This is a genomic window from Streptomyces specialis (genome assembly GCF_001493375.1).
Classification (GTDB): Bacteria; Actinomycetota; Actinomycetes; order Streptomycetales; family Streptomycetaceae; genus Streptomyces; species Streptomyces specialis.
The window spans coordinates 650,894-676,764 of the sequence record NZ_LN929896.1 but is presented as its reverse complement, the minus strand read 5'-3'; the positions used below and the strand labels follow the sequence as shown (position 1 = coordinate 676,764).

Genomic DNA, 25,871 nt, shown 5'->3' with positions numbered 1-25,871 from the left:
CCGCCCGGGCATTCCACGGGATGACGCCGGGCGGTCCGGGCGCCTCCGGCCCGCCGGCCGGGGGCGCGCACGGCCGGCGCGCACCCCGACCGCCCCCGTCCCCGATCTTGCGGACGTCTTCCGGGGCGCGTCACGCTGAGGGCATGGGCAAACACAGCAAGCCGGACCCGCCTCTCACACAGGGCAACCCCCCACCGGACAACGCCGACAGCCGTGTGGACCTGCCTCCGGCGGGGACGGGCGCGCACGCGAAGCCCAAGGAGAAGAAGGACTGAGCACGGCCCCGGGCCCGTGAAGCCCCGGAGGAGAGGCCCTAGTAGCCGACGGTGAAGTGGGTGTCCCGGTGCGGGGTCTCCAGTTCGTCGAGGATCGCCACCGCGAGGTCCTCGGCCGAGATCCGGGACGTGCCGTCCGTGCCGGTGACGAGCGTGGTGGTGCCGCGCCGGTATCTCGCGGTGCGAGGTCCGGGTTCGAGGACGGCGGGCGGGCTGAGATAGATCCAGTCGGCCGGGTGTGCCCGGCAGGTGTCCAGTTGCGCGGCGCTGGCGGCGGCGATGGCGCGGAACGCCTCCGGCACGTACTCCGGGCTGTCGAGAACGCGCCGGCCGGGGTCTCCCGGTAGCCGCAGCGGCGCGGCGCCGCCGACGACGAGGACGCGCGTCCTGGCGGTCGCCGCCGCGTCGAGCAGGGCTTTGGTGGTCGCCGCGACGGTGTGTTCCCGCCCGGGGGCGGGCCGGGTGGCGGCCACGACCGCGTCGGTGCCGGCGAACAGTCCGCTCATGCGGCCGGGGGCGTTCGCGTCGCCCGCGACGGCCGTCACACCCGGGGGCAGGGCGGCCGGTCGTCCGGTGCGGTATATCGCGACAAGGTCATGGCCCCGGCGCGCTGCTTCGTCGATGACGCGTGAGCCGACCATGCCGGCGGCTCCGACAACGGCGATCCTCATCGGGCTGGTCCTTCCGGAAGGGGCGTGCGAGCGGGCGGGGGGCGGAAGCTGTCCGGCGAGGATCGCGGCGAGGGCGAGCCCGAACCCCAGGAGCTGGACGGGGCCGAGGGTCTGGCCGAGCAGGAGCGCGCCGAGAACGGCGGCGACCAGCGGCGACAGCAGGCCGAGTACCGCGACCGAGGTGACGGGCAGGGTGGTGATGCCCTGGAACCACAGGGCGTAGGTGATCAGGCCGCCGACCAGGCCCAGCCAGAGGTAGCCGAGGGCGGCGGGCGCGTCGATCGCGGGCGGGGATCCCTCGACGAGGAACGTGACGGGCACCAGGAACAGTCCGCCCGCGGTGAGTTGCCAGCCGGCGAAGGCGGTGGGACCGACCCCGGCGGGGCGTCCCCAGCGTTTGGTGAGCGTCATGCCGAGGGCCATCGTGGCCGCGCCGCCGAGACCCGCCGCGATCCCGACGGCGTCGAGCGCCGCGTTCGGCCCGATCACCACCAGACCGATGCCGACGACGCCCGCCACCCCCCACAGGAGGCGCCAGGCGGTGAGGCGCACCCGGAGCACGGGCACGGCCAGGAGAGCGACGACCAGCGGCTGGGCCGCCGTCGAGGTCGCGGCGACGCCGCCCGGCAGGCGTTCGGCCGCGACGAACAGCAGCGGGAGGAACAGCCCGATGCTCAGCACACCGAGCACCGCGGCTTTCCACCACCAGGCCCCGCGCGGCAGCGTCCTGGTGAGCGCCAGCGCGATCACCCCGGCGGGCAGCGCGCGCAGGAGTCCCGCGAACAGCGGGTGTCCCTGCGGGAGAAGCTCGGTGGTGACCACGTACGTCGTGCCCCACACCATGGGGGCGAGCGCTGTCAGGGCGGTGCGGGGCAGGTCTCCCCGGCGGATGCCGCCGGCTGTGGCGGAGACCGCCGGTGCGGTGTGACTGGTCATGCCTCGCAGTCTCACGCCGCCGCGACCAATGAGTCCAACACATGTTTGTCAGCGCATCGATCTGCATTCACGATAGACGCATGGAGCTTCAGCAGATGCGCTACGTCGTCGCCGTCGCCGAGACGAACAGCTTCACCCGGGCCGCCGAACGGTGTCTGGTGGTCCAGTCCGCCCTCAGCCACCAGATCGCCCGCCTGGAGCGGGAACTCGGCGCGAGACTCTTCGAGCGCACCAGCCGCCGGGTGCGGCTGACCCCGGCCGGGGAAGCGTTCCTCCCGGCCGCCCGCCAGTGTCTGGACGCGGCCGAGCGCGCGGCGGCGGAGGTCGCCGCGGCGGTGGGGGAGGTGCGCGGGCGGCTCGCCGTGGGTCTGATCGCCACGGTCACCGCGGCCGACATCCCGGGCGCGCTGCGCGACATCCGCCGCCGGTACCCGCAGGTGCGCGTCAGCCTGCGGGTGGGCGCGAGCGACGATCTGATCGAGCAGGTCAAGGACGGGTCACTCGACGTGGCCTTCCTCGGGCTGCCGACCACGGCGCGGCCCCGGGGCGTCGTCGTCCACGAACTCGCCCGTGACCGGCTCGTCGCCGTGGTCGCGCCGGACCATCCGCTCGCCGCCGAGCCGGCCGTCGACCTGCGCAGGCTCTCCACCGAGGTCTTCGCGGACCTTCCGGCCGGGACGGCCGGCCGCGCGCAGTCCGACCAGGCGTTCTCCGCCGCCGGTCTCGTCCGCGACGTGGCCTTCGAGGTGACCACCGCCGACTACATCGCCCGGCTCGTCAGGCCGGGCCTGGCCGTCGCCCTGCTGCCCTCCGCCTACGTGCCGCAGCTCGCCGGGGTGGTCACGATCGACGTCACCGACGCGCCGGGCCGCGTCGAGTACCTCGTCTGGAGCCGGTTCGGCCGTACCCCGGCGGCGACCGCGTTCCTCGCCGTGCTCGGCATCGCGGCGGAGGACCGGCCGGGCGCGTGAGGCGGTCCGGGGCTCCCGTTCGTGAGGCGGCTCACTGCGTGTAGGTGAACTCCCACCAGCCGGTGCTCGCTCCCGGGGTGCCGTCGCCGTCCGTCGCCGTCACGCGCCAGCGGCCCGGCCCGGCGCCGACGAAGTCGAACGTGTGGCCGGTGTCCGGTGTCTCCTCCTGGAGCAGGGCGTTCCACTGCTCCAACGCGTAGTACTCGACCTCGACGCGGTAACCGGCCGCGCCCGGGACCGGGTCCCAGTCCAGCGTCATCGTGCGCGGGTAGTGGGTGAAGACCGAGCCGTGGGCGGGATACACCTGCGCGGGAGCCGCGAGGCCCGTCGTGTACCGGAAGTACCACCAGTCGCTGGTGACGGCCTCGTCCCCCGCGCGGGCGGTGACGCGCCAGCGGCCCTCGGCGGCGTCCGGCCAGGTGACGTCGTGGCTCGTCGCGGCCGTCACCCCGGCCGCCTGCGACGACCAGTCGCCGCCGCAGCGGCATTCGACCTCGATCCGGTAGTCCGCCGCTCCGGTGACACCCTGCCAGGTGAAGGTGATGGTCCGGGGGGTCGCGTCCAGGACCGCCTCGTTCCCCGGGGCGAGGAGCGTCGGGGCGGACAGGCGGAACGGCTCGGTGGCGGTGCCGCCGCTCGCCGTGTCGCCTCCCGACGCGCCGTCCTCCGGGCCCGTGCCGGGGTCGGTTCCCGACCCCTCGTCGCCGGTGCCGCCGGTGCCGCCGGAGCCGTCCGTGCCGCCCAGGGCGGCTCCGGAGGTGTCCGCGCCGCCGTCCGCCGTGGAGCCGCCGTCCGCGGCGGCTCCCTCGGCGCCGGCTCCGCCGCCGTCGTCGTCGCGCGGTGCCTCACCGGCGGGGTCGGAACGGGAGCCGCCGAAGGGCGGCGTTCCGGTCGCGACGCCCCACGCCACACCGCCCAGCAGGAGCGCGAGCAGGCAGACGATCGCCAGCGCCCTCTTCCGCGACGGGAGACTCCCGGGCAGGAAGACGCCGATGTGCTGGAGCCATGTCAGCGGCCCGTGGCTCTCCTCGTGCCGGTACTGGTGGATGCCGCCGGTCACGCCGCCCGACACCGCGATGCTGTCCGCCGACGCGCTGGCGCCGCCGGTGCCGGATATGCCCATCCGGCCCGTGGCCGCCACGGCGGTCGGCTCCTCGGGGGCGGGCCCGGGACCGTTCCGGGTCTCGGTCATGGCGCGGCGGTCTCCCCTCGCCCGGTGCGGCCGGTGGTGTCGAGGCCGGTGGTCGCGGTGCTGTCGGGGCCGTGGGCCTCGGCGTTCCCGGTGCGCTCCACGCGTGCCCCGGCGCCGCCCGCCGGGCCGGTGAATCCGGTGACGGCGGTCCCGCCCGCCGTGGCGACGGCGTCGCCGGGGCCGACGACCTCGACCACCCCGGCCTGAGCCGTCGGAGTCGGCGGGGCTTGCGGCGGGGGAGCGGGTGAGGGCCGGTGGCGGACCGCGAAGAGGAAGCCCACGACGCCGGTGACGGCCTGGAGACAGGCGGCGGCGACCCCGGCGCTGTCCGCCCCGTCGAGCAGCCAGAACAGCGGGGCGGTGGCGCCCCCGGCGCCCCCGGCCGTCCCGATGGCGACCCGCCGGCCCGGTGTGATGTCCCCCATGCGTCCCCCCGCGTGGCTGACGCGGCATCAGCCGATGGGGTACTGGTTAGCAGAATCCCTTCCACCGCGCGACCGGTTCGTCATGCTCCGTAGCCCTATCGAGACGAACCGCGCGGCGCTCAGGACGCGGCCGGGGTCTGCTCCTTCTTCGGGGAGGGGCCGAGGCGGCGGAGGAGGGTGTAGTAGCTGGCGGGGAAGAGCCGGGCCAGGGTGTCGAGGAAGACCGCGCTGGGGGCGATGAGGATCCGGCCCTTGCGCTTCTCGACGGCGTCGAGGATCCGTTCGGCGGCCTTGTCGGCCGGGTACGTCAGGAACTTCGCGCCGGCCTCCTGCGCCTGCCGGGCCTCGGTCTCGCTGACGGCGGCGCTCACCCGGGCGTTCTCGGCGATGCGGGTGCGGATGCCGCCGGGGTGGACCGTGGTGACGCCGACGCCCCGGTCGTACAGCTCGTGGCGGAGCACCTCGCTGAAGCCGCGCAGCGCGAACTTGCTGGCGGAGTAGGCGCACTGGCCGGGCGGGGCGATCAGCCCGAACACGCTGGACATGTTGACGATGTGGCTGCCGGGGGACTCCGTCAGGCGCGGCAGGAGCAGCCTGGTCAGCGCCACGGGCGCGCGGAAGTTGATGTCCATCAGCCAGTCGAAGTCCTCCGCCGAGACCTGGTCGAACTGGCCGCCCAGCGCGACGCCCGCGTTGTTGACGAGCAGGGTGATCCGGGGGTGGGCCTCGGTGACGCGCGCCGCGAGGGCGTCGAGTGCCGGGGTGTCGGCGAGATCCGCCACCATGGTGTCGATCTGCCGGCCGGGCCGGGCGGCGCGTATCGCGGCGGCGACGGCGTCGAGGCGTTCGGCGTCGCGGTCGATCAGGACCAGATCGCTGCCCCGGGCCGCGAGGCCGTGTGCCATGTGCTCGCCGATGCCGCTCGCGGCGCCGGTCAGGACGGCGGTGCCGCCGGTGAACTGGTAGCGGTCGAGCGCGGCCATGGTGCTCTCCTCGTGCTTCCTCGAACGGTGCGGAGAGCAGCCAACCTACGCCGCGTGGGCGCGCCTGACTTGACCTCTCGCGCCAGATTTCCGGCTGGTACGACTCCTCTACCGGTCGCGCACCGCTCCGCCCCGCCGGACCGCGCTCGGTGTCGTGCCCCACCAGCGGCGGCAGCAGCGGCTGAGCGCTGACTGTTCGGACAGGCCGAGCAGCCCGGCGACCTGGCCCAGCGGCAGGTCCGTGCCGACGAGATAGCGGCGGGCGGCCTGGCGCCGTTCGTCGTCGAGGATCGCGGCGAACGTGGTGCCCTCCTCGCTGAGGCGGCGTTGCAGCGTGCGCGGGTGAACGGTGAGCAGGCGGGCCACGGCGCCGATCTCCGGCGGCGCGGTGCCCAGCGACTGCCGGACCGCGGCCCGGACCCGGGGGACGAGGTCGGAGTGCGACCGTTCGGCCAGGAACGCCAGCGCCAGGTGCCGCAGATGCTCGTCGCCGTGCGCCAGCGAGCGGGCGCCGAGGCTTCGGGGCACCCGCAGCGCGGGGGCCGGGCGGCCGGTGCGGACGGGGGCGCCGAAGAAGTCCTCGTAGACGCTCAGGGGGGCGGCCGGCCGGTAGGGCAGCTCGACGCCGCGCAGCCCGTACGGGCCGGTGAGGTAGAGGATCGCCCGGTGCAGGAAGCCGAGCCCGAGGTCGGTGCCCTGGACCGGCGCGGGCAGGCCGGGCCGCAGCCCGTAGCGCAGGGCGGCGACGCCGGGCGTGCCGTACGGGTCGGGTTCGAGGCTGAGGCTGAGCGACCGGGCGTGGACGAAGAGGTAGCGGGAGGTGCACTCCAGGGCGTCGGCGACCGTCGCCGAGCTCTGGATCGCCAGGGCCAGCGCGCCCAGCATGCCCAGATCCTGGCGGGCGGCGACGCGCAGGCCGAGGTCGGGGCGGTCCAGGTCGCGGGCGGCGATCTCCAGGATCCGCGCGACGGCCTCGTCGGGCACCATCAGGTCGTCCGCGTCGAGCGCGGCCACCGGCAGCCCGGCCCGCGCGGCGTAGCTCTCGGCGTCGCCGCCGAGTTCCGTCACGGTCGCGCGGAAGCCGCGCAGCCCCGCTGATCTGATCACCGACATGGCGCACAGGGTCAAGCGTTTGTCGCGTGAGGTCAAGTGCCGTGCCGTGACCGTTCGCATCCTGGAACCATGGCTCTCCCCGAACACCTCGATGTCGTGATCGTCGGCGCCGGCCTGTCGGGCGTGGGCGCCGCCCACCGCCTGCGGACCGAGTGCCCCGACCGGTCCTTCGCGCTCCTGGAGGCCAGGGCGGCGATGGGCGGGACGTGGGACCTCTTCCGCTATCCCGGCATCCGTTCCGACTCCGACATGTTCACGCTCGGCTATCCGTTCCGGCCGTGGCGGGGGGAGAAGTCGATCGCCGACGGCGCCTCGATCCTGCGGTACATCCAGGAGACGGCCCGGGAGTCGGGGATCGACCGCCACATCCACTACCGCACCAAGGTCGTCTCGGCCGACTGGTCCACGCGCAGCGCGCGGTGGACGCTGACCGTCGAGCGGACCGGCGAGGACGGCGGCACCGAACGGCGCACCCTCACCTGCGACTTCCTCTACTCCTGCGCCGGTTACTACGACTACGAGCGGGGCCACGCGCCGGACTTCCCCGGCGTGGAGCTGTTCCGCGGGCAGGTCGTCCACCCGCAGTTCTGGCCGGAGGACCTGGCGTACGAGGGCAAGCGCGTCGTCGTGATCGGCAGCGGCGCGACGGCCGTGACGCTGGTGCCGTCGATGGCGCGGGACGCCGCGCACGTCACAATGCTCCAGCGGTCGCCGACCTGGATCACGCCGCTGCGCAGCCGGGACAAGGCGGCCGACCGGCTGCGCGCGTTCCTGCCGGAGAATGCCGCGTACCGGGTCATCAGGACCAAGAACATCATGATCAGCACCGGGATCTACCAGCTCTGCCGCCGCCGCCCCGACACCGCCCGCCGCCTGCTGAACAAGCTGGCCGTCCGCTTCCTCGGCGACCCGGATGCGGTCCGGGAGCACTTCACGCCCTCCTACGACCCGTGGGACCAGCGGCTGTGCGCCATCCCCGACGCGGACCTGTTCCGGACGATCCGGAAGGGCCGGGCGAGTGTCGTCACCGACCACATCGACACGTTCGTGCCCGAGGGCATCCGGCTGAAGACCGGCCGGGTGCTGGAGGCGGACGTCGTGGTGACCGCCACCGGGCTGCGGCTGCTCGCCTTCGGCGGCATCACCCCGCACGTGGACGGCCGGGCCGTCGACCTGTCGCGGCAGTTCGTGTGGCGCGGCGCGATGCTGACCGGCGTGCCGAACTTCGCCGTCTGCGTCGGCTACACCAACGCCTCCTGGACGCTGCGCGCGGACCTGACGTCGCGGCTGGTGTGCAAGGTGCTCAACCACATGAAGCGCCACGGCTACGCCGCCGTCGAGCCGCACCCCGACCGCGAGCTGTCGGCACGCCCGCTGCTCGACCTCGCCTCCGGATACGTCCGCCGCTCCATCGACGCCTTCCCCCGCCAGGGCGACCGCGCCCCGTGGAAGGTCCGGCAGAACTACCCGCTGGACGCCGCCACGACGCTGCGGACGAGCCTCAGGTCGCTCCGGGCGACGCCACGCTCCGCGCTGCGCGAGGCGTCCGAGCCGGTGGAGGCCCGCCGGTGAGCGCCGCCGACGCGACCTACCTCGACCTCGGCGGGCTCGCCGTCCGGGTGCGGGTGTCGGGCCCGCAGGACGGGCCGCCGGTGCTGCTGCTGCACGGCATCGGGCGCAGCCTGGAGGACTGGGTGCCCGCGCACGACCTGCTGGCCCGCGAGCACCGGGTCGTCAGCATGGACCTGCCCGGCTTCGGGCTGACCCGCCGGGCGAAGGGCCGCCCGGGGCTGGCGGGCTTCGCGCGGGCGGTGGTGGGTGTCCTCGACGCGCTGGACGAGCGGCGCCCGGTGTACCTGATGGGCAACTCGCTCGGCGGCGCCGTCGCGATGACGGTCGCCGTCGCGCACCCCGGGCGCGTGGCGGGGCTGGTCCTGGCCGGCAGCGCGGGCTTCGGCCGCGAGGCGAACGTCCCGGTGCTGCCGATGGCCTACGCCCTGCTGTCCGCCGCGCCGGTCGTCGGCGGGCGGTTCCGGCCGCGTGCCCGCCGGGCCGGGGCCCAGGTCAACCGGGACCTGTTCTTCGACCCCGCGCACGCCACCGAGGAGATGATCCGGCACGCGGGCACGGTCGGGAGGCAGCCGGACTTCCGCGCCACGTTCCTGGGCACGGCCCTCAGCCTCGGCGTCCCGCTGCTGGGCACGTATCCCGGCTGGCGCCGCAGGCTGCTGACGGCGCTCGCCGAGGCCCGCATCCCGACGCTGGTGCTGTGGGGCGACGCGGACACCGTGCTGCCCGCCCACCACCTCACCGCGGCCCTGGTCGCGCTGCCCCACGCGCGCGGCCACCTGCTGACCGCCACCGGCCACCTGCCGCAGATCGAGCGGGCCGGTGAACTCACCGCCCTGGCCGCCGGGTTCATCCGCGACACCGAGGCGGCCGACCGGTCCGCCGCTTGACGTCCCGCCGGACCGCCACCGGTTCCCCACCAATCCCTCACCTCTCCCGGGCAGCCGCCGGGCCCCTCCCCGCGTCTTACCCTACGCGGTATGCATACGGGGTATGTTCAGGGCGCCGGAAGGCCCGAGGGGAGAAGACACAGGTGAAACGGAAACGACGAACGGGAGCGCGGCTCGGTGCCGCCCTGGTCTGCGCGGCGGTCGGCGCCGGGCTGACCGCTCCCGTCGCGGGGGGACAGGAACCGCTGCCGGGGGGCGGCGGGTCCGGGGAGCCCGCCGCGTCACGCATGATCACGCTGATCACCGGGGACCGGGTCGTCGTCGACGACCAGGGGAAGCTACGGGGGCTGGTCCGCGCCGAGGGACGCGAGGACATACCCGTCCACGTCTCCGACGACGGCGGCCACGTCGAGGTGATCCCGCAGGACGTCGAGCCGATGCTGCGCGACGGCACGCTCGACCGGCGGCTCTTCGACATCACCGAGCTGAGCCGCGAGGAGTACGGCGCCGACACGGCGCTGCCGCTCATCGTCACGTACGAGGAGGGCATGTCCACGAGTTCGCGACGCGGAGGGGGCGACGCGACCTCACTGGACGCCATCGACGGCGAGGCGCTGACCGTCGGAGGCGACGAGGTGGCCGCCCTCTGGGAATCGCTCACGGCCGGCGGCGACGCCAGGACCCTGTCCGCCGCGCCCGGCATCGAGTCCATCGCGCTGGACGGCCTGGTGCGGGCCGACCTCGACGAGAGCGTCCCGCAGATCGGGGCGCCCGAGGCGTGGGAGGCCGGATACGACGGCGAGGGCGTCACCATCGCCGTCCTGGACACCGGCATCAGCGAGCAGCACCCGGACGTGGCCGGCAGCGTCGTCGCCGCCGAGAACTTCACCGACGCCGCCGACACCGACGACCACGTCGGGCACGGCACCCACGTCGCCTCCATCGCCGCCGGGACCGGCGCCGCCTCCGGCGGCACCTACACCGGCGTCGCGCCCGGCGCGGCGCTGCTCAACGGCAAGGTGCTCGACGACAGCGGCCGGGGCTTCGAGTCCGGGATCATCGCGGGCATGGAGTGGGCCGTCGAGCAGGGCGCCGACATCGTCAACATGAGCCTCGGCGCCGAGACGGAGCCCGGGCAGGCCGATCCGCTGGTCGACGCCATCGACGCGCTCTCCGCGGAGACCGACGCCCTGTTCGTCGTCTCGGCGGGCAACGACGGCCCGTACCCGGGCACGGTCGGCAGCCCCGGCACCGCCGAGGCCGCGCTCACCGTGGGCGCGGTCGACAAGTCCGACGTGCTGGCCGACTTCTCGTCCACCGGCGAGCACGCCGACGACACGATCAAGCCGGACATCACCGGCCCCGGCGTGAACATCGCCGCCGCCGCCGCGCCCGGCAGCGAGTACGCGGAGTCCGAGGAGCCGGTCGCGGAGGGCTACCTCGCGCTGTCGGGGACCTCCATGGCGGCGCCCCACGTCGCGGGCGCCGCCTCGCTGCTGGCCCAGCAGCACCCCGACTGGACCGGTGAACAGCTCAAGGCCGCGCTGACCGCCTCCGCCGAGCCGGGTGCGAGCTACGGCGCGTACCAGCAGGGCACCGGCCGGGTGGACGCCGCCTCGGCCCTCGACCAGACCGTCGTCACCGAGTCCGGCACCCTCGACTTCGGCGTCGCGACCTGGCCGCACCAGGACGACGAGCCGGTCACCCGCGAGGTGACCTACCGCAACCTCGGCGAGGACGACGTCACGCTGGACCTGTCCGTCCGGGGCGTGAACCCGGAGGGCGCCGCGGCACCCGACGGCACGTTCACCCTCGGCGCGGACGAGGTGACCGTGCCCGCCTCGGGCACCGCCACGGTCGAGGTCACCGCCGACACCGAGGGCGGCGTCGTGTTCGGCACCTACACCGCGTACGTCACCGCCACCGAGCCCGGCGGCGGGCAGAGCGTCACCACCGCGGGCGTGGTCGAGCACGAGGCGGAGATGTACGACCTCACCGTCGAGGTCATCGGCCGCGACGGCGAACCCGCCCCGTACTGGGAAGCCTTCGCCAACGAACTCGTCGGCCGCTTCGCCGACGAGCCCCGCGTGTCCGGCGACGGCGAGGGCACCCGCACCTTCCGGCTGGCGCCGGGCGACTACCTGGTCGAGACCACGGTCTTCCACGGCGGCACGGGCGTCGCGGACGCCACCGGCGTGGACTGGCTGATCGATCCCGGCGTGTCCCTGACCGAGGACACCACCCTCACCGTCGACACGCGCGAAGCCGCCGAAATCGACGTGACCGTGGACGACCGCCGCGCCGAACTGACCGACCTCAGCGTCGCCTACGAGCTGGACGAACTCGACAGCGACTGGGGCTTCTACGGCATCCTGATGCTGCCCGACCTCCCCGACGGCTTCCGCACCGCGCAGCTCGGACCGATCGGCGACGGCTGGGCGTTCGACCACTCCGTCGTCAGCGCGAAGTGGGAACGGTCAGGCCGGGAGTACTACACCGCCGAGGTACGGGAAGGGGAGCTGTTCCACGGGCTCGACCGCCATGTCGGTCAGGACGACCTGGCCCGGATCACCACCGGCGTGGGCTCGTCGGTCGAGGGCGCGTCCGGCGTGCTCGCCACCTACCCATACGTCCAGTCCCGCATGGTCTTCACGGCCGAGGAGCGGGCGCTGCCCCACACCACGGAGGTGTACGTCGACGCCCGCGCCGGCGCGTACAGCCAGGAGTTCTGGCAGTTCGACGCCGAGGGGAACGAGGTGATCTGGTCCACGTCGTACAGCAACACCTACGAGGCGGGCGAGCGCTACCGCGAGACGTTCAACACCGGCGTCTTCGGCCCGCTCGCCGGGGACGAGGGCCATCTCCTGCGCGAGGGCGACGCGATCTACGGCGAGATCTTCCCGTTCGCCGACGGCGACGGGCACCGGACCTACGCCGCGTACGACAGCGGCACCACCACCCTGTACCGGAACGGCGAGGAGTACGCCACGACCGACACCGGCCTGGACGGCGCGTACTTCGAGGTGCCGCCGGAGGAGGCCGACTACGAGCTGGTGACCGAGTTCCACCGGGGCGAGCCCCTCGCCTCGGTCAGCACCCGGATCACCGCCGCCTTCACCTTCACCTCCGCCGCCGTCCCCGGCCAGGAGTACACCGAACTGCCGTACAGCGTCGTCCGGTTCACCCCGGATCTGGCACTGGACTCCACCGCCCCGGCCGGGCGCGTGACGCGCGTCCCGGTCACCGTGCAGGGCTCGGCGGCCGGGGACAACCTGGACTCGCTGACCGTCTCCGTCTCCTTCGACGGCGGCGACACCTGGCGCGAGACACCTGTCCGCGACGGACGGGTGAAGGTCACCAACCCCGCCGCCGGCGGCACCGTCTCGTTCCGCGCCGAGGTCACCGACCAGCAGGGCAACAGCACGACGCAGACCGTCATCGACGCCTACCGCACCACCGGCTGACCGCCGGACGGCGGTCCTGCCGGCCGATCACCCGTCGGCCGGCAGGGCCGCGCCGCCACGGCGGTTTCAGCGCGCCAGGTCGGAGGGGTCCGTGTTGGCGCCGCACAGGACGACGCACGTCTCCTCGTCCGGGGCCGGGACATGGGCGGCGGTGCGCAGCGCCGCCAGGGCCGTGGCCGCGCTGTGCTCGACCGCGATCCGGTGGGTGCGCCACACCTCCCGCCGGGCCGCCGTGATCGCCTCGTCGGGGACCAGCACCGACCGGACGTGCGGACGGGCGGCCCAGCGCACCGCGTCCGCCGAGGCGCGGCGGGCGCCGAGGGAGTCGGCCGCGACCGAACGGACCGGGACGTCCACCGGCTCGCCCGCCGCCAGCCCGGCGTTCAGGGCCCGGCAGTGCTCCGGCTCGGCCACCACGACCCGCACGCCGCGTTCCGCCGCCGCCGCGGCCACGCCCGCGAACAGCCCGCCGCCGCCCGCCGCCACCACCACCGTCGAGACCCCGGGCCGCGCCGCGAGGATCTCCTCCAGCACCGTGCCCGCGCCCCCCGCGATCCGCGGGTGGCTCCCGCCTCAAGCCCGCGGTACAGGCCCCGGCGGTCCCCCGCGCCGCCCACCACGCCCCCCCCGCCGCCCGCCGCCGCCCCCCCGCCCCCGCCGCCGCCGCGCCCCCCCCCCGCCGCCGCCACCACCACCGTCGAGACCCCGGGCCGCGCCGCGAGGATCTCCTCCAGCACCGTGCCCGCGCCCGCCGCGATCAGCGGGTGGTCGTAGGCGTGCGAGGCAAGCGCGCCGCTCGCGGCGGCGTACGCGGCGCACGCCTCGGCCGCCTCCGCGTACTCGCGGCCCACCTGCCGCACGTCCGCGCCCAGTTCCCGCAGCCGCGCCACCTTCACGGTCGGCGCCGTCTCCGGCACGAACACCGTCGCCGGCAGGCCGTGCAGACCGGCCGCCCAGGCGCAGGCGAGCCCGGCGTTGCCGCCGGAGGCGATCGTGACGCCCGCCGCCGGCATGGTGCCCGACTCCCTGGCCGCCGCCGTGAAGTTGAGCGCGCCCCGCGCCTTGAACGTGCCGGTGTGCTGGAGGAACTCCAGCGCGAACCACAGCCGTTCCCCGCCGGACGCCACCGCGACCGGCCGCACCCGCCCCGCGATCCGCCCGGCGGCGGCCCTCACGTCGTCGTAGCCGATCACCGCTGCTCCCGGTTCGAAGTCCGTCCGGCCGCCCATCGTAGGCCGGGCGGCGGAACGAGACCCGACCCCGGCGCCCGGATCACCGCCGCCGGGGGCACGCCTTCGACCGCGCCCCCGGTCGCGAGGCGCCGGCCCGGGTCCTCGCCGGGGAGCTGCCGTGGTGTCGGCCCACCGCGCCGACGACCTCACCACCGCGCCGCGGGCGGCCGACGAGTCCGGCCACGGGCCCGCGCGTACGACCGGAAGGCGCCGGGGACGGCCGTCAGGTGAGTGTGGCGAACGGCAGCCGCACCCGCTCGTCCGGCACGTCGGTGGCCCCCGCCCGCACCCGTTCCCACTCGTCGGCGGTCAGCGCCCGGCCGTAGATCCGCACGTCGTCCAGCGCGCCGCGGAACAGCTCGGTGTAGTCGGGCCGGGCGCCGATGTGCAGGGTGAACGGCTCGTCCGGCGAGATGTCGCCCACGGGCGCGTCCGCCGTGGCGGGGGCGGCGCCGTCCACCGACAACTGGAGCTGCCCGCCCTGCCGCTGGAACGCGACGTGGTGCCACCCGCCGTCGTTGTGCGCCGCGCCGGTGCTCACCGACGCGGCGGCCGTGCCGGTGTCGATCGCGCCGCTCAGCCGCCCCTCGCCCGGCTCGGCCCGCAGCCAGAACTGCCGCTCGCCGGGGTCGTCGTCGTACCCCCACAGCAGCGGCAGCGCGCCGTCGGTCTCCTCGTGCCGGAACCAGGTGCTGACCGCGAAGTCGCCGTCGCCCAGGTCGAGCGAGGCGGGGCAGTCGATCAGCCGCAGGTAGTCGTCGGCGCCGTCGAACCCCATCGCCGGACCGGGCCGGCCGTCCGCCGTGAGGGCCGCCCCGCCGTGCACCACCGCGTCGTTGTCGTGGCCGCTCTCGTCGGGCGTGCGCGGCAGGACCAGATCGGTGCCGGCGGCGTCCAGCGCGTCGAGGGTGAAGGCGGTGAACGCGATCGAGCCGTGCGGACCGCCGTCCTCCGTCTCGTACAGCAGGCCGATCTCCGCCCCGGCCACCGGGGTCAGGTCCGAGTACCCGGCCCGCCCCGGGTGGATGACGGTGCCGGTCTCCCGCCAGGTCGCGCCGCCGTCCGTCGAGGTGCGGATCGCCATCACCCGCCGGTCCTCGAACGCCTCGGCGCCGGGCCGCGCGGGCGCGGACAGCAGCAGCCGCTCGCCGTCGTCCACCGCGAGCAGCGACGCGGCGACGGGCGGCGCGTCCAGGTCCGGCACGGGCGTGAAACCGCCGGGCGCGAACGTCTCGCCGCCGTCGTCGGCCCCGGCGGCGAGCCGGTGGTCGTGCGTGCCGCAGGTCTGCGAGGAGCGGGCGTTGACGTACAGGGTGCCGTCCGGGCGCTGCGCGACGGTCGGCTCGCCCGGCTGCGGCTCGCCGTCCGGTGCCTCGTGGACCGCGCCGAGCCGCCAGGTGAGGCCGCCGTCGTCGCTGTAGTAGAGCTGGGCGCCGGAGCGGCCGTCGCCGGTGTCGTGGTCGCCGGGCACGATCAGCCGCCCGGCGTGGGCGCCGTGCGTCAGCCGCACGCCGTGCCCGGGGCCGACGGAGACCCAGGTCCAGCCCTCGGGTTTGAGGGCGGTCAGGTCGCCGCCCGCCTCCCAGGTCGCGCCGTGGTCGGTGCTGTGCAGCGCGCGCAGGGTGCGCGGGCCCCGGATCCGCTCGCCGTCGGCGTCCTCGGTCCAGGTGTTGTGCGCGAACAGGAGGGTGACGCGCCCGGTGGCGTCGTCCACGACGGGCGCCGGGTTGCCGTACCCGGCGTCGTCGTCGGCGCCCGCCAGCACGGTGAGCGGCTCCCAGGTCCGCCCGCCGTCGGCCGAGCGGCGCAGCACCAGATCGATGTGGCCGACGTCGGAGCAGTCCTCGACCCGGGCCTCGGCGAAGGCCAGGAGCGTGCCGTCCGGCGCGGTGACGACGGCGGGGACGCGGTAGCAGGCGTAGCCCCCGGTGTCCCGTTCGAACGGCCGGCTCAGCTCGGCCGGCGGCGGTGACGTAGGCGGCGATGACGTCCGCGGCGACGCCGCCGGTGGCGGCAGCGGTGAGGCGGTGGCGGGCGCGGAGGCCCAGAGCGCCATCAGCGCGGAGAGCAGCAGGGTCGCCAGCAGCGCGGGGCTGTGCAGCAGCACGGGTGGTCCGCCGGCCCGGTCAGGCGGGCCGGAGCCAGATGGTGGCCAGCGGCGGCAGCGTCGGCGTGACGCTGGTCCCGTGGCCGTGGCTGGGCGTCGGATCGGACTTCAGCGGGTCGGGATTGGTCACGCCGGAGCCGCCGTAGGCCAGGTCGTCGGTGTTGAGGACCTCCGTCCACGCGGCGACGTCGCCGGGCACGCCGAGCCGGTAGTCGGGCCGGACGACGGGCGCGAAGTTGCACACGGCGAGCAGCGGGGAGCCGTCCGCGGCGAAGCGGAGGAACGCCAGTACGTTGTCGGCGGCGGCGCCCGCGTCCACCCAGGCGAAGCCGGACGGCTCGGTGTCCCGCTCCCACAGGGCCGGGGCGTCCCGGTAGCGGGCGTTGAGGTCCCGCACCAGATCCCGCACGCCCCGGTGGTCGGCGGCGGCCGGCCACTGCGGGTCGAGCACCCACCACTGCGGGCCCTCCTCCTCGGACCACTCGGCGCCCTGCGCGAACTCCTGTCCCATGAACAGCAGTTGCTTGCCCGGGTGGGACCACATGAAGCCGAGGTAGGCCCGCAGACCCGCCCGCTGCCGCCACCAGTCGCCGGGCATCTTCGACACCAGCGACCGCTTGCCGTGCACGACCTCGTCGTGCGAGATCGGCAGCACGTAGTTCTCCGAGTAGGCGTAGACCATGGAGAACGTCATCTCGCCGTGGTGGAACGCGCGGTGCACCGGGTCCTTGGACATGTAGAGCAGCGAGTCGTGCATCCAGCCCATGTTCCACTTGAAGCCGAAGCCCAGGCCGCCGCGGTCCGTCGCCCGGGTCACGCCGTCCCAGGCGGTGGACTCCTCGGCGACGGTGATCACGCCGGGGCAGCGGCGGTAGACGGTGGCGTTCATCTCCTGGAGGAAGCGGACCGCGTCCCAGTTCTCCCGGCCGCCGTCCGCGTTGGGCGTCCACTGCCCCTCGGGCCGCGAGTAGTCCAGGTAGAGCATCGAGGCGACGGCGTCCACCCGCAGCCCGTCGATGTGGTACTCCTCGCACCAGAACACGGCGTTGGCGACCAGGAAGTTCCGCACCTCGCGGCGGCCGTAGTCGAACGTCAGCGTGCCCCAGTCGGGGTGCTCGGCGCGCAGCGGGTCGGCGGGCTCGTAGCAGGGGGTGCCGTCGAAACGGGCCAGCGCCCACGCGTCCTTCGGGAAGTGCGCCGGGACCCAGTCCATCAGGACCGCGATGCCCTCCCGGTGCAGCGCGTCCACCAGGTACTTGAAGTCGTCGGGCGTGCCCAGCCGGGCCGTGGGCGCGTAGTACCCCGTCACCTGGTAGCCCCACGATCCGCCGAACGGGTGCTCGGCCGGGGGCATCAGCTCCACATGGGTGAACCCGAGGTCCTTCACGTACCGCGGCAGCTCCTCGGCGAGCCGCCGGTAGGACAGCCCGGGCCGCCAGGACGCCAGGTGCAGCTCGTAGACGGACATGGGCGCGGCGTGCGCGGGGCGGTCGGCCCGGCGTGCCATCCACTCCGCGTCGCCCCACTGGTAGGCGCTCTCGTGCACCACCGAGGCGGTGGCCGGCGGGTGCTCGGCGCGCTGGGCCATCGGGTCGGCCCGCAGGGTGTGGGTGCCGTCGGCGCCGTGGACGTCGAACTTGTACAGCGTGCCGGGTCCGACGCCGGGCACGAACAGCTCCCACACGCCGCACGAGCCGAGCGACCGCATCGGGAAGCCGGTGGGGTCCCAGGAGTTGAAGTCGCCGGCGACGCGCACGCCCCGCGCGGCGGGTGCCCAGACGGTGAACCGGGTGCCCCGCACCCCCTCGTGCGTCATCGGCCGGGCGCCCAGCGCGTCCCACAGCCGCTCGTGCCGGCCTTCCCCGATCAGGTGCAGGTCCAGCTCGCCGAGGGCGGGCAGGAAACGGTACGGATCGTCCGTCTCGATCGGCGTGCCGTTGTCGTAGGTGATCTCCAGGCGGTACGCGCCGAGGTCGGCGCGCGACACCGGCAGCACGGCGGAGAACAGCCCGTCGCCCTCCGGCGCCAGCTCGGTCCCGCCCACCCGCACCCGCCGCGCGAACGGGCGCAGCACGCGCACCAGGGTGCCCTCCGGGACGGGGTGGGCGCCGAGCAGGGCGTGCGGATCGTGATGGGCCCCGGCCAGCAGCCGGTCGCGGTCCTCGTCGGGCATGGTCGGATGCGCGGCGGAAAGCACGGCGGGGGAGTCCTCTCGATCGGGGTGGTGCGGGGGGGGGGGGGGGGGGGGGGGCCGGTCTCTTATACACCTCTGCCGGTGCCGGCGGGGGGGTGGGTGGGGGCGGGGGGTGGGGGCGGAGCAGCGCGGGCGGTCGGGGGTGGGGTCAGTCCGGCGGGGTGGCCAGGCGGCGGATCGCCGCCATCGGGACGTGCAGCCACGCGGGGCGGTGGCGGGCCTCGTACAGCACCTCGTACACGGCCTTGTCCGTCTCGTGGGCCCGCAGCAGCTCCGGCTGCTCCAGCGGGTCGTGGCCCGACGCCTCCGCGTACCCCCGGCAGTAGGCCGAGCGGTTGGCGCGGTACCAGGCGTCGACCCAGGGCCCGCTGGCGGGGTGCTGGCTGGCGGCGTAGTCGAACGAGCGGAGCATCCCGGCGATGTCCCGCACCACCGGCCCGGGGCGGCGCCGGTCGCTGAGCGGCCGGGCCGGCTCCCCCTCGAAGTCGATCACCGACCACTGGCAGCCGCGCCCCCGCGGGTCCGGGCTGCGCAGCACCTGGCCGAGGTGGAGGTCGCCGTGCAGCCGCTGCACGACGCAGGTCCCGCCGTGCCGCGCGTAGTCCCCGAGGGCCTCGTAGGCGGCGCGCAGCCCCGCCCGGTACGGGCGCAGCGCGGGCACGGCGGACGCGGCCTCGGTGAGCCGCTCGGTCATGGCGGTGGCGGCCTGCTCCAGTTGCGGCCGGCGCAGCACGGAGGTCGGCAGCGCGGCGGCGAGCGCGGTGTGCACCTCGGCGGTGGCCCGGCCCAGGGCGTGCGCGGAGGAGGTGAAGTCGGCGCGGCGGCTGAGGGAGTGCAGCGCGAGCTGCCAGCCGTCCGTCGAGCCGCTGAGGAACGGCGCCAGCACCCCGAGGGTCAGCGGCTCGGTCATGGTGCCCGGCCAGACCGCCTCGAACCACGCGGCCGGCGCCGGGACCCGGGGGGACCCGGCCTCGGCGAGGGCCAGCGGCAGCTCCAGGTCGGGGTTGACGCCGGGGCTGACGCGGCGGAAGAGCTTCAGGATGTACGCGTCGCCGTAGACCACCGACGAGTTGCTCTGCTCGCTGGACAGCAGCCGGGCGGGCAGCCCGGACGGGATGCTGACGCCGGGCGCGCGCCCGAAGTGCAGCGTGCCCAGGGTGCCGGGCGCCCGCAGCCGCTCCAGCAGCAGCCCGGCGAGCCGCGGGTCGTGCAGCGCCTCGTACACCACGCTGCCGCGCAGCGGCCCCTCGGCCGGGCGGCCGACGAGCGCGGGCGCGAGCGAGGGGGGCAGGCTCGGGCGGACCCCGAGCAGGAGCTGGTAGCAGTCGCCGGACGCCGGGCCCTGCGCGCCGGACGCCTGGCTCTGGCGGACGCGGAGGAGGAGGTGCAGCAGTCCGGGGGTCGGGCCGCCCGAGCCGCACGGCAGCAGCTCGGTGGCGGAGACCACGGTCAGACCGCCGAGCGGGCGGCCCTTGCCGGCGAACCACCGCTGCCGGGGCAGCCAGCGGGTGAGGAGGCCCGTGAGAGAGCGCAGCATGGCGCTGCCCTGCGGGACGGCGGTGTCGGAGGGCCGGACCGGCGCCGTCCGGGGCGAGGAGCTGTCCGTCATGGCGTCCTTTCCCCGGGCACGAATAATGTGACGAAGTGTCCCGGATTACGGCGTGGGTTGCCCGGCGGCGCGGGACGTGTCGTGGGAGAACGACGACCGAGCGGGTGAGGCTCGTCACGCATATGGATGGCTTTGGGCAACGCTTGGGGGTATGGGTAGGCTTCCCCCAGCAGGCTGGGGGTAAGCCTGTTTTCATGCCCTCTACGGCTTATGACTCCGAAGCTTTACGCAGCCGGAACCAGTAGAAGCCGTGACCCGCCAGCGTCAGCAGATAGGGGAGTTCCCCGATCGGCGGGAAGCGCACGCCGCCGATGAGCTCGACCGGGACGCGCCCTTCCCAGGGCCGCAGGTCCAGCTCGGTGGGCTGCGAGAAGCGGGAGAAGTTGTTGACGCACATCACCAGGTCGTCCCCGTGCTCCCGCAGGAACGCCAGGACCGCCGGGTTGGATGACGGCAGCTCGGAGTAGGAGCCGAGGCCGAACGCCGGATTCTGCTTGCGGATCTCGACCATCCGCCGCGTCCAGTGCAGCAGCGACGCCGGGGAGCTCATCGCCGCCTCGACGTTCGTCACCTGGTACCCGTGGACCGGGTCCATGATCGTCGGCAGGAACAGCCGGCCCGGGTCGCACGACGAGAAGCCCGCGTTCCGGTCCGGGGTCCACTGCATCGGGGTGCGCACGGCGTCCCGGTCGCCGAGCCAGATGTTGTCCCCCATCCCGATCTCGTCGCCGTAGTACAGGATCGGGGAGCCGGGCAGCGACAGCAGCAGCGCCGTGAACAGCTCGATCTGGTTGCGGTCGTTGTCCAGCAGCGGCGCGAGCCGCCGCCTGATGCCGATGTTGGCGCGCATCCGCGGATCCTTGGCGTACTCCGCGTACATGTAGTCGCGTTCCTCGTCGGTGACCATCTCCAGCGTCAGCTCGTCGTGGTTGCGCAGGAAGATGCCCCACTGGCAGTTCGCCGGGATCGCCGGGGTCTTGGCCAGGATTTCCGAGACCGGATACCGCGACTCCCGGCGGACCGCCATGAAGATGCGCGGCATGACCGGGAAGTGGAACGCCATGTGGCACTCGTCGCCGCCCCGGTCGAAGTCGCCGAAGTAGTCCACGACGTCCTCGGGCCACTGGTTCGCCTCGGCCAGCAGCACGGTGTCCGGATAGTGGGCGTCGATCTCCGCGCGGACCTGCTTCAGGAACGCGTGCGTTGCAGGAAGGTTTTCGCAGTTGGTGCCCTCCTCGGCGTACAGATACGGCACCGCGTCGAGCCGGAACCCGTCGATCCCCAGGTCCAGCCAGAACTTCAGCGCGGAGAGGATCTCCTTCCGCACGGCCGGGCTCTCGTAGTTGAGGTCCGGCTGGTGCGAGAAGAACCGGTGGAAGTAGTACTGCTTGCGGACCGGGTCGAAGGCCCAGTTGGACGCCTCGGTGTCCACGAAGATGATCCGGGCGTCCTCGTACTGCTTGTCGTCGTCGGCCCATACGTAGTAATCGCCGTACGGACCGTCCGGATCGCGGCGCGACTCCTGGAACCAGCGGTGCTGATCGCTGGTGTGGTTCATGACGAAGTCGATGATGACCCGCATGCCGCGCTGGTGCGCGGCGTCGACGAACTCCACGAAGTCGGCGAGGTCGCCGAACTCGGGATGCACGTCGGCGTAGTCGGACACGTCGTATCCGCCGTCGCGCATGGGGGACTTGAAAAACGGCGGAAGCCACAGGCAGTCGATCCCGAGCCACTGCAGGTAGTCCAGCCGGGCGGTGAGGCCCTTCAGATCGCCGATTCCGTCGCCGTTGCTGTCCTGGAAGGACCGGACGAGGACCTCGTAGAAGACCGCGCGCTTGAACCACTCAGGGTCGCGCTCGCGGGCGGGCGTGTCCTCGAATTTGTCGGGGACCGGCTCATTGACGCTCATGGTTTGGGTGACCCTCCGGTCTGTGAGGACGGTCGCAGGGCCAAGATGTGGGCGGACGAGGCGTACGCATCCGCACGGCCCGGCTCAAGCCGCACATAGTTGTCCCTGCCCCAGTAGTAGGTCGCTCCGGTGAGCTCGTCGCACACCGGGAAGGGCTCGGCGCCACTTTCCTGCGCGGGTGTGAGGCCGCACCCCTGGAGTTGCTCCATGTCCAACGAGACCGTCGCTTCGTGGGTGTGGTGAGGATCGAGGTTGACCACGATGAGAACAAGGTCGGCGTCGGGTGTCCGCCTGCGCTTCGAGTAGGCCAGGATGTGGTCGTTGTTCGTGCGGTGAAAGTGCAGATCGCGAAGCTGCTGAAGGGCGGGGTGATTGCGCCGGAGGGTGTTGAGGGTCGTGATGAGGGGCGTGATGCTACGCCCTTCCGCGTCCGCCCCGGTCCAGTCGCGGGGCCGCAGCTCGAACTTCTCGGAGTGCAGGTACTCTTCGCTCCCGGGCGCGGCGGGGGTGCCTTCGCACAGCTCGAATCCCGCATACATGCCCCAGGTCGGTGAAAGCGTCGCCGCGAGGACCGCGCGGGTCTCGAAAGCCGCCCGGCCCCCTTCCTGAAGATAGGCGTGGAGGATGTCGGGCGTGTTGACGAAGAAATTCGGCCGCATGTAAGCGGCGGCCGGGCCGCTCAGCTCGGTGAGGTACTCGGTCAGCTCGTGCTTGGAGTTGCGCCAGGTGAAATAGGTGTACGACTGCTGGAACCCGACCCGCGCCAGCGTGTGCATCATCGCCGGCCGGGTGAACGCCTCGGCCAGGAACAGGACATCGGGGTCGGTGCGGTTGATCTCGGCGATGACCTTCTCCCAGAAGACCACCGGCTTGGTGTGCGGGTTGTCCACGCGGAAGATCCGCACGCCGTGCGCCATCCAGAAACGCAGGACGCGCAGCGTCTCGGTGACCAGGCCGCGGAAGTCCTGCTCGAAGGAGATCGGGTAGATGTCCTGGTACTTCTTCGGCGGGTTCTCGGCGTACGCGATCGTCCCGTCCGCGCGCTTGGCGAACCACTCCGGGTGCTCGGTCACCCATGGATGGTCCGGACTGCACTGGAGGGCGAAGTCCAGGGCGATCTCCAGGCCCAGCTCCCCGGCCACCGCGACGAAGTGGTCGAAGTCCTCGATGGTGCCCAGATCCGGGTGGATCGCGTCATGACCGCCGTCCGGGGAGCCGATGGCCCACGGCGAGCCGACGTCGTGCGGATCGCTGGACAGCGCGCCGCCCGGTCCCTTGCGGAAGGCGGTGCCGATGGGGTGGACCGGCGGCAGGTAGACCACGTCGAAGCCCATCTCGGCGACGGCGGGCAGCCGCTCGGCGGCGGTGCGGAACGTGCCGGAGACCGGCGCCTCGCCCGGCCTGACCTCGGCGCCCTCGGAGCGGGGGAACAGCTCGTACCACGAGCCGAACAGCGCCCGCTCGCGCTCCACCAGCAGCGGCAGCGGCCGGGAGGCGGTCAGCAGTTCGCGCAGCGGGTGGCGGCGCAGGATTTCGGTCACCTCGGGTGTGAGCGCGGCGGCCAGCCGCGCGGTGCCGGGCACCGCCACGTCCGCCAGCGCGTCGGCGGCCTCCAGGACGGCGTCCTTGCCGTCGCTCTTCGGCACGCCCGCGGCGGCCCGGCGCAGCAGGTCCGCGCCCTCGGTGAGCGTCAACTCGACGTCCACGCCCGCCGGTACCTTGATCTGCGCGTGCCGCCGCCAGGTGGCGACCGGGTCGCCCCACGCCTCCACGGCGAACGTCCAGCGGCCCTCCCGGTCCGGCGTGACCTCGGCGCCCCAGCGGTCGGTGCCGGGCGCCAGCTCCCGCATCGGAGTCCACGGCCCGCCGCGGCCGTTGGGGTCGCGCAGCACCACGTTGGCGCCGACCGCGTCGGCGCCCTCGCGGAAGACGGTGGCCGTGACCAGGAACGTCTCGCCCGGTACTGCCTTGGCCGGGCGGCGCCCGCAGTCAACGCTCGGCTGGACGTCGAGGACGGGAATGCGACCGATCATGAGGGGATCACCTGGCTGCGTCGTGGGTGAGTCAAATCCGTCAACAGGGGAGCTTTCCCCCATTGTGCGGGAATCCGTCCTTTGTAGCCGCTTGGCCGTTGCGTGGCTGCTTCCGGGCATGGCCGCTCCGATGCGCGTTCACTCGTCTGGGGGATCCTCGGCGAAGTCTGCCCACGGGAGGGGTCGGGACAATCCGGTTGCGGGTGTCCTACTCGTATCTAGTCAGGAAATCGTCGGTTGCGCGGCTGATGTCACATACGCGCGTCCGGATAACGGCCGGAGCGCGATCCTCTTAGCGCGCCTGCCCGCTCCACTCCGTCTCATGCCCCGGAGTTGCGCCCCGCTCGCGCGCCCCCGCCGCGGTGCGCGCGTGACGTGCGCCGCCCGTTGTGCCGCACGCGTGGGGCCGGGGGACACGCGTGGGGCCACTGGGGTCGGCCGGCGGTCCTCGGGCGGCCAACTCCGCCCGGATGGCGGTGCTTTATCCGTGTAAATTGGGCGAGTCTCAGCTCGATATCGCCGTCCGGTATGCGGTTCACAGCTATGTACATGCGCAGTAATGTGCCGTCCACCGAAACGCCTTACCACCGCCAACCCGTTGAGGTGGAAAATGCGCATCATCAGCCCGCGCACCGCGAAAATCCTCGCGACTGTCGTCACGGCCGGCGTGATCGTGACCGGTTGCGCCAGCGACCGGGACGACGACGGATCAGGGGGCGACTCCGGGACCTTCGTCTTCGGCGCCGCGGGCGACCCGGCGTCGCTGGACCCCGGACTGGCCAGCGACGGCGAGACCTTCCGGGTCACCCGCCAGGCGTTCGAGACGCTGCTCGCCACCGAACCGGGCGGCACCGAACTGGTCGGCGGGCTCGCCGAGACCTGGGAGAGCGACCCCGAGGGCACCGAGTGGACCTTCCACCTCCGTGACGGCGTGACGTTCCACGACGGCGAGCGCCTCACCGGCGAAGCGGTCTGCGCCAACTTCGACCGCTGGTACAACTGGTCGGGCACGTACCAGAACACCACGCTCTCCTACTACTGGCAGGCCGTCTTCGGGGGCTTCGCGGAGAACGAGAGCGAGGAGACCCCCGACCCCAACTACGTGGGCTGCGAGGCCCCGGACGAGCTGACCGCGGTGATCGAGGTCGCCGAGCCGTCGGCCAACTACCCCGGCGGTTTCTCCCTCGACGCGTTCGGCATCCACTCCCCGAAGTCGCTGGAGGCGTACGCACAGGACGAGGCCGCCGGCGAGGGCGAGAACATCACCTTCCCCGACTACAGCCAGCGGGCCGGCACGGTCGCCGGCACCGGCCCGTTCCGCGTCACCGACTGGGACAAGGGCAACGGCGAGGTCACCCTCACCCGCTTCGACGACTACTGGGGCGACCCGGCCGGCGTCGGGGAGCTCGTCTTCCGGACCATCCCGGAGGAGGACGCCCGCCGCCAGGCGCTCCAGGCCGGTGACATCCACGGATACGACCTGGTCGCGCCCGCCGACGTGGCGACGCTGGAGGCCGACGGCTTCCAGGTCCCGACGCGCGACGTGTTCAACATCCTGTACCTCGGCATCACCCAGGACCGGCAGGACGCCCTCGGCGAGCTGGAGGTGCGTCAGGCCATCGCGCACGCCATGGACCGGGAGAACATCGTCGCCACCCAACTGCCCGAAGGTGGCGTCGTCGCCACCCAGTTCGTGCCGCACACCGTCGACGGCCACTCCGAGGACGTCACCACCTACGCGCACGACCCGCAGCGCGCCCGGGACCTGCTGGCCGCGGCCGGACACGAGGACCTCGCCCTCGACTTCTGCTACCCGACCGAGGTCACCCGCCCGTACATGCCGGCCCCTGCCGACATCTACGAACTGCTCCGCTCCGACCTGGAGGACGCCGGCATCACCGTCAACCCGGTGCCGCTGAAGTGGAACCCGGACTACACGGAGACCACCAGGGACGGCGGCTGCGACATCTACCTCCTGGGCTGGACCGGCGACTTCAACGACGCCTACAACTTCCTGGGCACCTGGTTCGCCGACTACTCCAAGGAGTGGGGCTTCGAGAACGAGGAGCTGTTCGCGATGATGGCCGCCGCCTCCTCCGAGCCCGACGTCGAGACCCGCGTCGGCCTCTACCAGGAGATCAACGAGTACGTCATGGACTTCCTGCCCGGCGTGCCGATCTCCAGCTCGCCGCCGTCCATCGCGTTCTCGCCGGACGTCAACCCCCCGACGGTCTCGCCGCTCACCCAGGAGAACTTCGCCGAGGTCTCGTTCCGGTAGCGCCCGGCCACGGCAGA

The 25,871-nt window shown here is 73.6% G+C and carries 17 protein-coding genes and 1 pseudogene; 6 read left to right on the top strand and 12 right to left on the bottom strand.

The features are described 5' to 3' along the window. Positions 1 to 143 precede the first annotated feature (143 nt). Positions 144 to 275 (top strand): hypothetical protein, encoded by a 132-nt coding sequence (locus tag BN2279_RS31095; RefSeq protein ID WP_267887138.1) that lies wholly within the window; start codon positions 144 to 146, stop codon positions 273 to 275. 38 nt (positions 276 to 313) lie between these two features. On the opposite strand, the gene BN2279_RS31590 is transcribed toward BN2279_RS31095, so the two are convergent. Continuing rightward, positions 314 to 1,789, bottom strand: a complete 1,476-nt coding sequence (locus tag BN2279_RS31590) for an EamA family transporter (protein WP_407702292.1) — start codon at positions 1,787 to 1,789, stop codon at positions 314 to 316. Between the two features lie 173 nt (positions 1,790 to 1,962). Between BN2279_RS31590 and BN2279_RS21200 the strand changes: the two genes are divergently transcribed. Next, positions 1,963 to 2,853 carry a LysR family transcriptional regulator gene (locus BN2279_RS21200; RefSeq protein ID WP_059011950.1) on the top strand — a complete coding sequence of 297 codons (891 nt, stop codon included), beginning with the start codon at positions 1,963 to 1,965 and terminating at the stop codon, positions 2,851 to 2,853. 31 nt (positions 2,854 to 2,884) lie between these two features. On the opposite strand, the gene BN2279_RS21195 is transcribed toward BN2279_RS21200, so the two are convergent. The 4 genes from BN2279_RS21195 to BN2279_RS21180 all read right to left on the bottom strand — a co-directional run bounded on the left by BN2279_RS21195 (position 2,885) and on the right by BN2279_RS21180 (position 6,566). Next, positions 2,885 to 4,045, bottom strand: coding sequence for a hypothetical protein (locus BN2279_RS21195; protein WP_059011948.1), 1,161 nt, complete (start codon positions 4,043 to 4,045; stop codon positions 2,885 to 2,887). Further along, positions 4,042 to 4,470 (bottom strand): hypothetical protein, encoded by a 429-nt coding sequence (locus tag BN2279_RS21190; protein ID WP_059011946.1) that lies wholly within the window; start codon positions 4,468 to 4,470, stop codon positions 4,042 to 4,044. Before BN2279_RS21190 ends, BN2279_RS21195 begins: the two co-directional genes overlap by 4 nt. Before the next feature lie 119 nt (positions 4,471 to 4,589). Then, the gene (locus BN2279_RS21185; RefSeq protein WP_059011944.1) at positions 4,590 to 5,453 is read right to left on the bottom strand and encodes an SDR family NAD(P)-dependent oxidoreductase; all 864 of its coding nucleotides are present in this window, start codon (positions 5,451 to 5,453) and stop codon (positions 4,590 to 4,592) included. Between the two features lie 108 nt (positions 5,454 to 5,561). Further along, positions 5,562 to 6,566 carry an AraC family transcriptional regulator gene (locus tag BN2279_RS21180; RefSeq protein WP_059012642.1) on the bottom strand — a complete coding sequence of 335 codons (1,005 nt, stop codon included), beginning with the start codon at positions 6,564 to 6,566 and terminating at the stop codon, positions 5,562 to 5,564. A gap of 69 nt (positions 6,567 to 6,635) precedes the next feature. Here BN2279_RS21180 and BN2279_RS21175 point away from each other — a divergent pair, with 69 nt between their 5' ends. From BN2279_RS21175 to BN2279_RS21165, 3 genes are all read left to right on the top strand, one after another. After that, the gene (locus BN2279_RS21175) at positions 6,636 to 8,138 is read left to right on the top strand and encodes a flavin-containing monooxygenase (RefSeq protein WP_059011942.1); all 1,503 of its coding nucleotides are present in this window, start codon (positions 6,636 to 6,638) and stop codon (positions 8,136 to 8,138) included. Beyond that, positions 8,135 to 9,025, top strand: a complete 891-nt coding sequence (locus BN2279_RS21170; protein ID WP_059011940.1) for an alpha/beta fold hydrolase — start codon at positions 8,135 to 8,137, stop codon at positions 9,023 to 9,025. Before BN2279_RS21175 ends, BN2279_RS21170 begins: the two co-directional genes overlap by 4 nt. A 143-nt stretch (positions 9,026 to 9,168) precedes the next feature. Further along, complete coding sequence (locus BN2279_RS21165) at positions 9,169 to 12,489, top strand: S8 family serine peptidase (protein WP_159037300.1); 3,321 nt, start codon at positions 9,169 to 9,171, stop codon at positions 12,487 to 12,489. A gap of 66 nt (positions 12,490 to 12,555) precedes the next feature. Here BN2279_RS21165 and BN2279_RS21160 read toward each other — a convergent pair whose 3' ends face one another. The 7 genes and pseudogenes from BN2279_RS21160 to BN2279_RS21130 form a co-directional block, all read right to left on the bottom strand. Further along, a complete protein-coding gene (locus BN2279_RS21160) occupies positions 12,556 to 13,023 on the bottom strand; it encodes a pyridoxal-phosphate dependent enzyme (protein WP_234348029.1) in 468 nt (155 codons plus the stop codon). Between the two features lie 32 nt (positions 13,024 to 13,055). Then, positions 13,056 to 13,718, bottom strand: a pseudogene (locus BN2279_RS21155) (pyridoxal-phosphate dependent enzyme); the annotation flags it as partial. A 226-nt stretch (positions 13,719 to 13,944) separates the two neighbouring features. After that, positions 13,945 to 15,828, bottom strand: a complete 1,884-nt coding sequence (locus BN2279_RS21150) for a sialidase family protein (protein ID WP_059011935.1) — start codon at positions 15,826 to 15,828, stop codon at positions 13,945 to 13,947. Between the two features lie 19 nt (positions 15,829 to 15,847). Further along, positions 15,848 to 18,001, bottom strand: coding sequence for a 1,4-alpha-glucan branching enzyme (glgB, locus tag BN2279_RS21145; RefSeq protein WP_059012640.1), 2,154 nt, complete (start codon positions 17,999 to 18,001; stop codon positions 15,848 to 15,850). A gap of 169 nt (positions 18,002 to 18,170) precedes the next feature. Further along, positions 18,171 to 19,631 carry a maltokinase N-terminal cap-like domain-containing protein gene (locus BN2279_RS21140; protein WP_059011933.1) on the bottom strand — a complete coding sequence of 487 codons (1,461 nt, stop codon included), beginning with the start codon at positions 19,629 to 19,631 and terminating at the stop codon, positions 18,171 to 18,173. Positions 19,632 to 19,839: 208 nt separating this feature from the next. Next, on the bottom strand, positions 19,840 to 21,543 hold the full coding sequence (gene treS, locus BN2279_RS21135; protein ID WP_059011930.1) for a maltose alpha-D-glucosyltransferase: 1,704 nt from the start codon (positions 21,541 to 21,543) through the stop codon (positions 19,840 to 19,842). Continuing rightward, positions 21,540 to 23,576 (bottom strand): alpha-1,4-glucan--maltose-1-phosphate maltosyltransferase, encoded by a 2,037-nt coding sequence (locus BN2279_RS21130; RefSeq protein WP_059011928.1) that lies wholly within the window; start codon positions 23,574 to 23,576, stop codon positions 21,540 to 21,542. The genes treS and BN2279_RS21130 overlap by 4 nt, the downstream gene beginning before the upstream one ends. 610 nt (positions 23,577 to 24,186) lie before the next feature. Between BN2279_RS21130 and BN2279_RS21125 the strand changes: the two genes are divergently transcribed. Beyond that, positions 24,187 to 25,854, top strand: a complete 1,668-nt coding sequence (locus BN2279_RS21125; RefSeq protein WP_059011926.1) for an ABC transporter substrate-binding protein — start codon at positions 24,187 to 24,189, stop codon at positions 25,852 to 25,854. Positions 25,855 to 25,871: the final 17 nt, after the last annotated feature.

Bases quoted from the DNA above. Each gene is read 5' to 3' on its own strand.
- BN2279_RS31095 (WP_267887138.1), top strand. From the start codon at position 144: ATGGGCAAACACAGCAAGCCGGACCCGCCTCTCACACAGGGCAACCCC.
- BN2279_RS31590 (WP_407702292.1), bottom strand. From the start codon at position 1,789: ATGGTGTGGGGCACGACGTACGTGGTCACCACCGAGCTTCTCCCGCAG.
- BN2279_RS21200 (WP_059011950.1), top strand. From the start codon at position 1,963: ATGGAGCTTCAGCAGATGCGCTACGTCGTCGCCGTCGCCGAGACGAAC.
- BN2279_RS21195 (WP_059011948.1), bottom strand. From the start codon at position 4,045: ATGACCGAGACCCGGAACGGTCCCGGGCCCGCCCCCGAGGAGCCGACC.
- BN2279_RS21190 (WP_059011946.1), bottom strand. From the start codon at position 4,470: ATGGGGGACATCACACCGGGCCGGCGGGTCGCCATCGGGACGGCCGGG.
- BN2279_RS21185 (WP_059011944.1), bottom strand. From the start codon at position 5,453: ATGGCCGCGCTCGACCGCTACCAGTTCACCGGCGGCACCGCCGTCCTG.
- BN2279_RS21180 (WP_059012642.1), bottom strand. From the start codon at position 6,566: ATGTCGGTGATCAGATCAGCGGGGCTGCGCGGCTTCCGCGCGACCGTG.
- BN2279_RS21175 (WP_059011942.1), top strand. From the start codon at position 6,636: ATGGCTCTCCCCGAACACCTCGATGTCGTGATCGTCGGCGCCGGCCTG.
- glgB (WP_059012640.1), bottom strand. From the start codon at position 18,001: ATGCCCGACGAGGACCGCGACCGGCTGCTGGCCGGGGCCCATCACGAT.
- BN2279_RS21140 (WP_059011933.1), bottom strand. From the start codon at position 19,631: ATGACGGACAGCTCCTCGCCCCGGACGGCGCCGGTCCGGCCCTCCGAC.
- treS (WP_059011930.1), bottom strand. From the start codon at position 21,543: ATGAGCGTCAATGAGCCGGTCCCCGACAAATTCGAGGACACGCCCGCC.
- BN2279_RS21130 (WP_059011928.1), bottom strand. From the start codon at position 23,576: ATGATCGGTCGCATTCCCGTCCTCGACGTCCAGCCGAGCGTTGACTGC.
- BN2279_RS21125 (WP_059011926.1), top strand. From the start codon at position 24,187: ATGCGCATCATCAGCCCGCGCACCGCGAAAATCCTCGCGACTGTCGTC.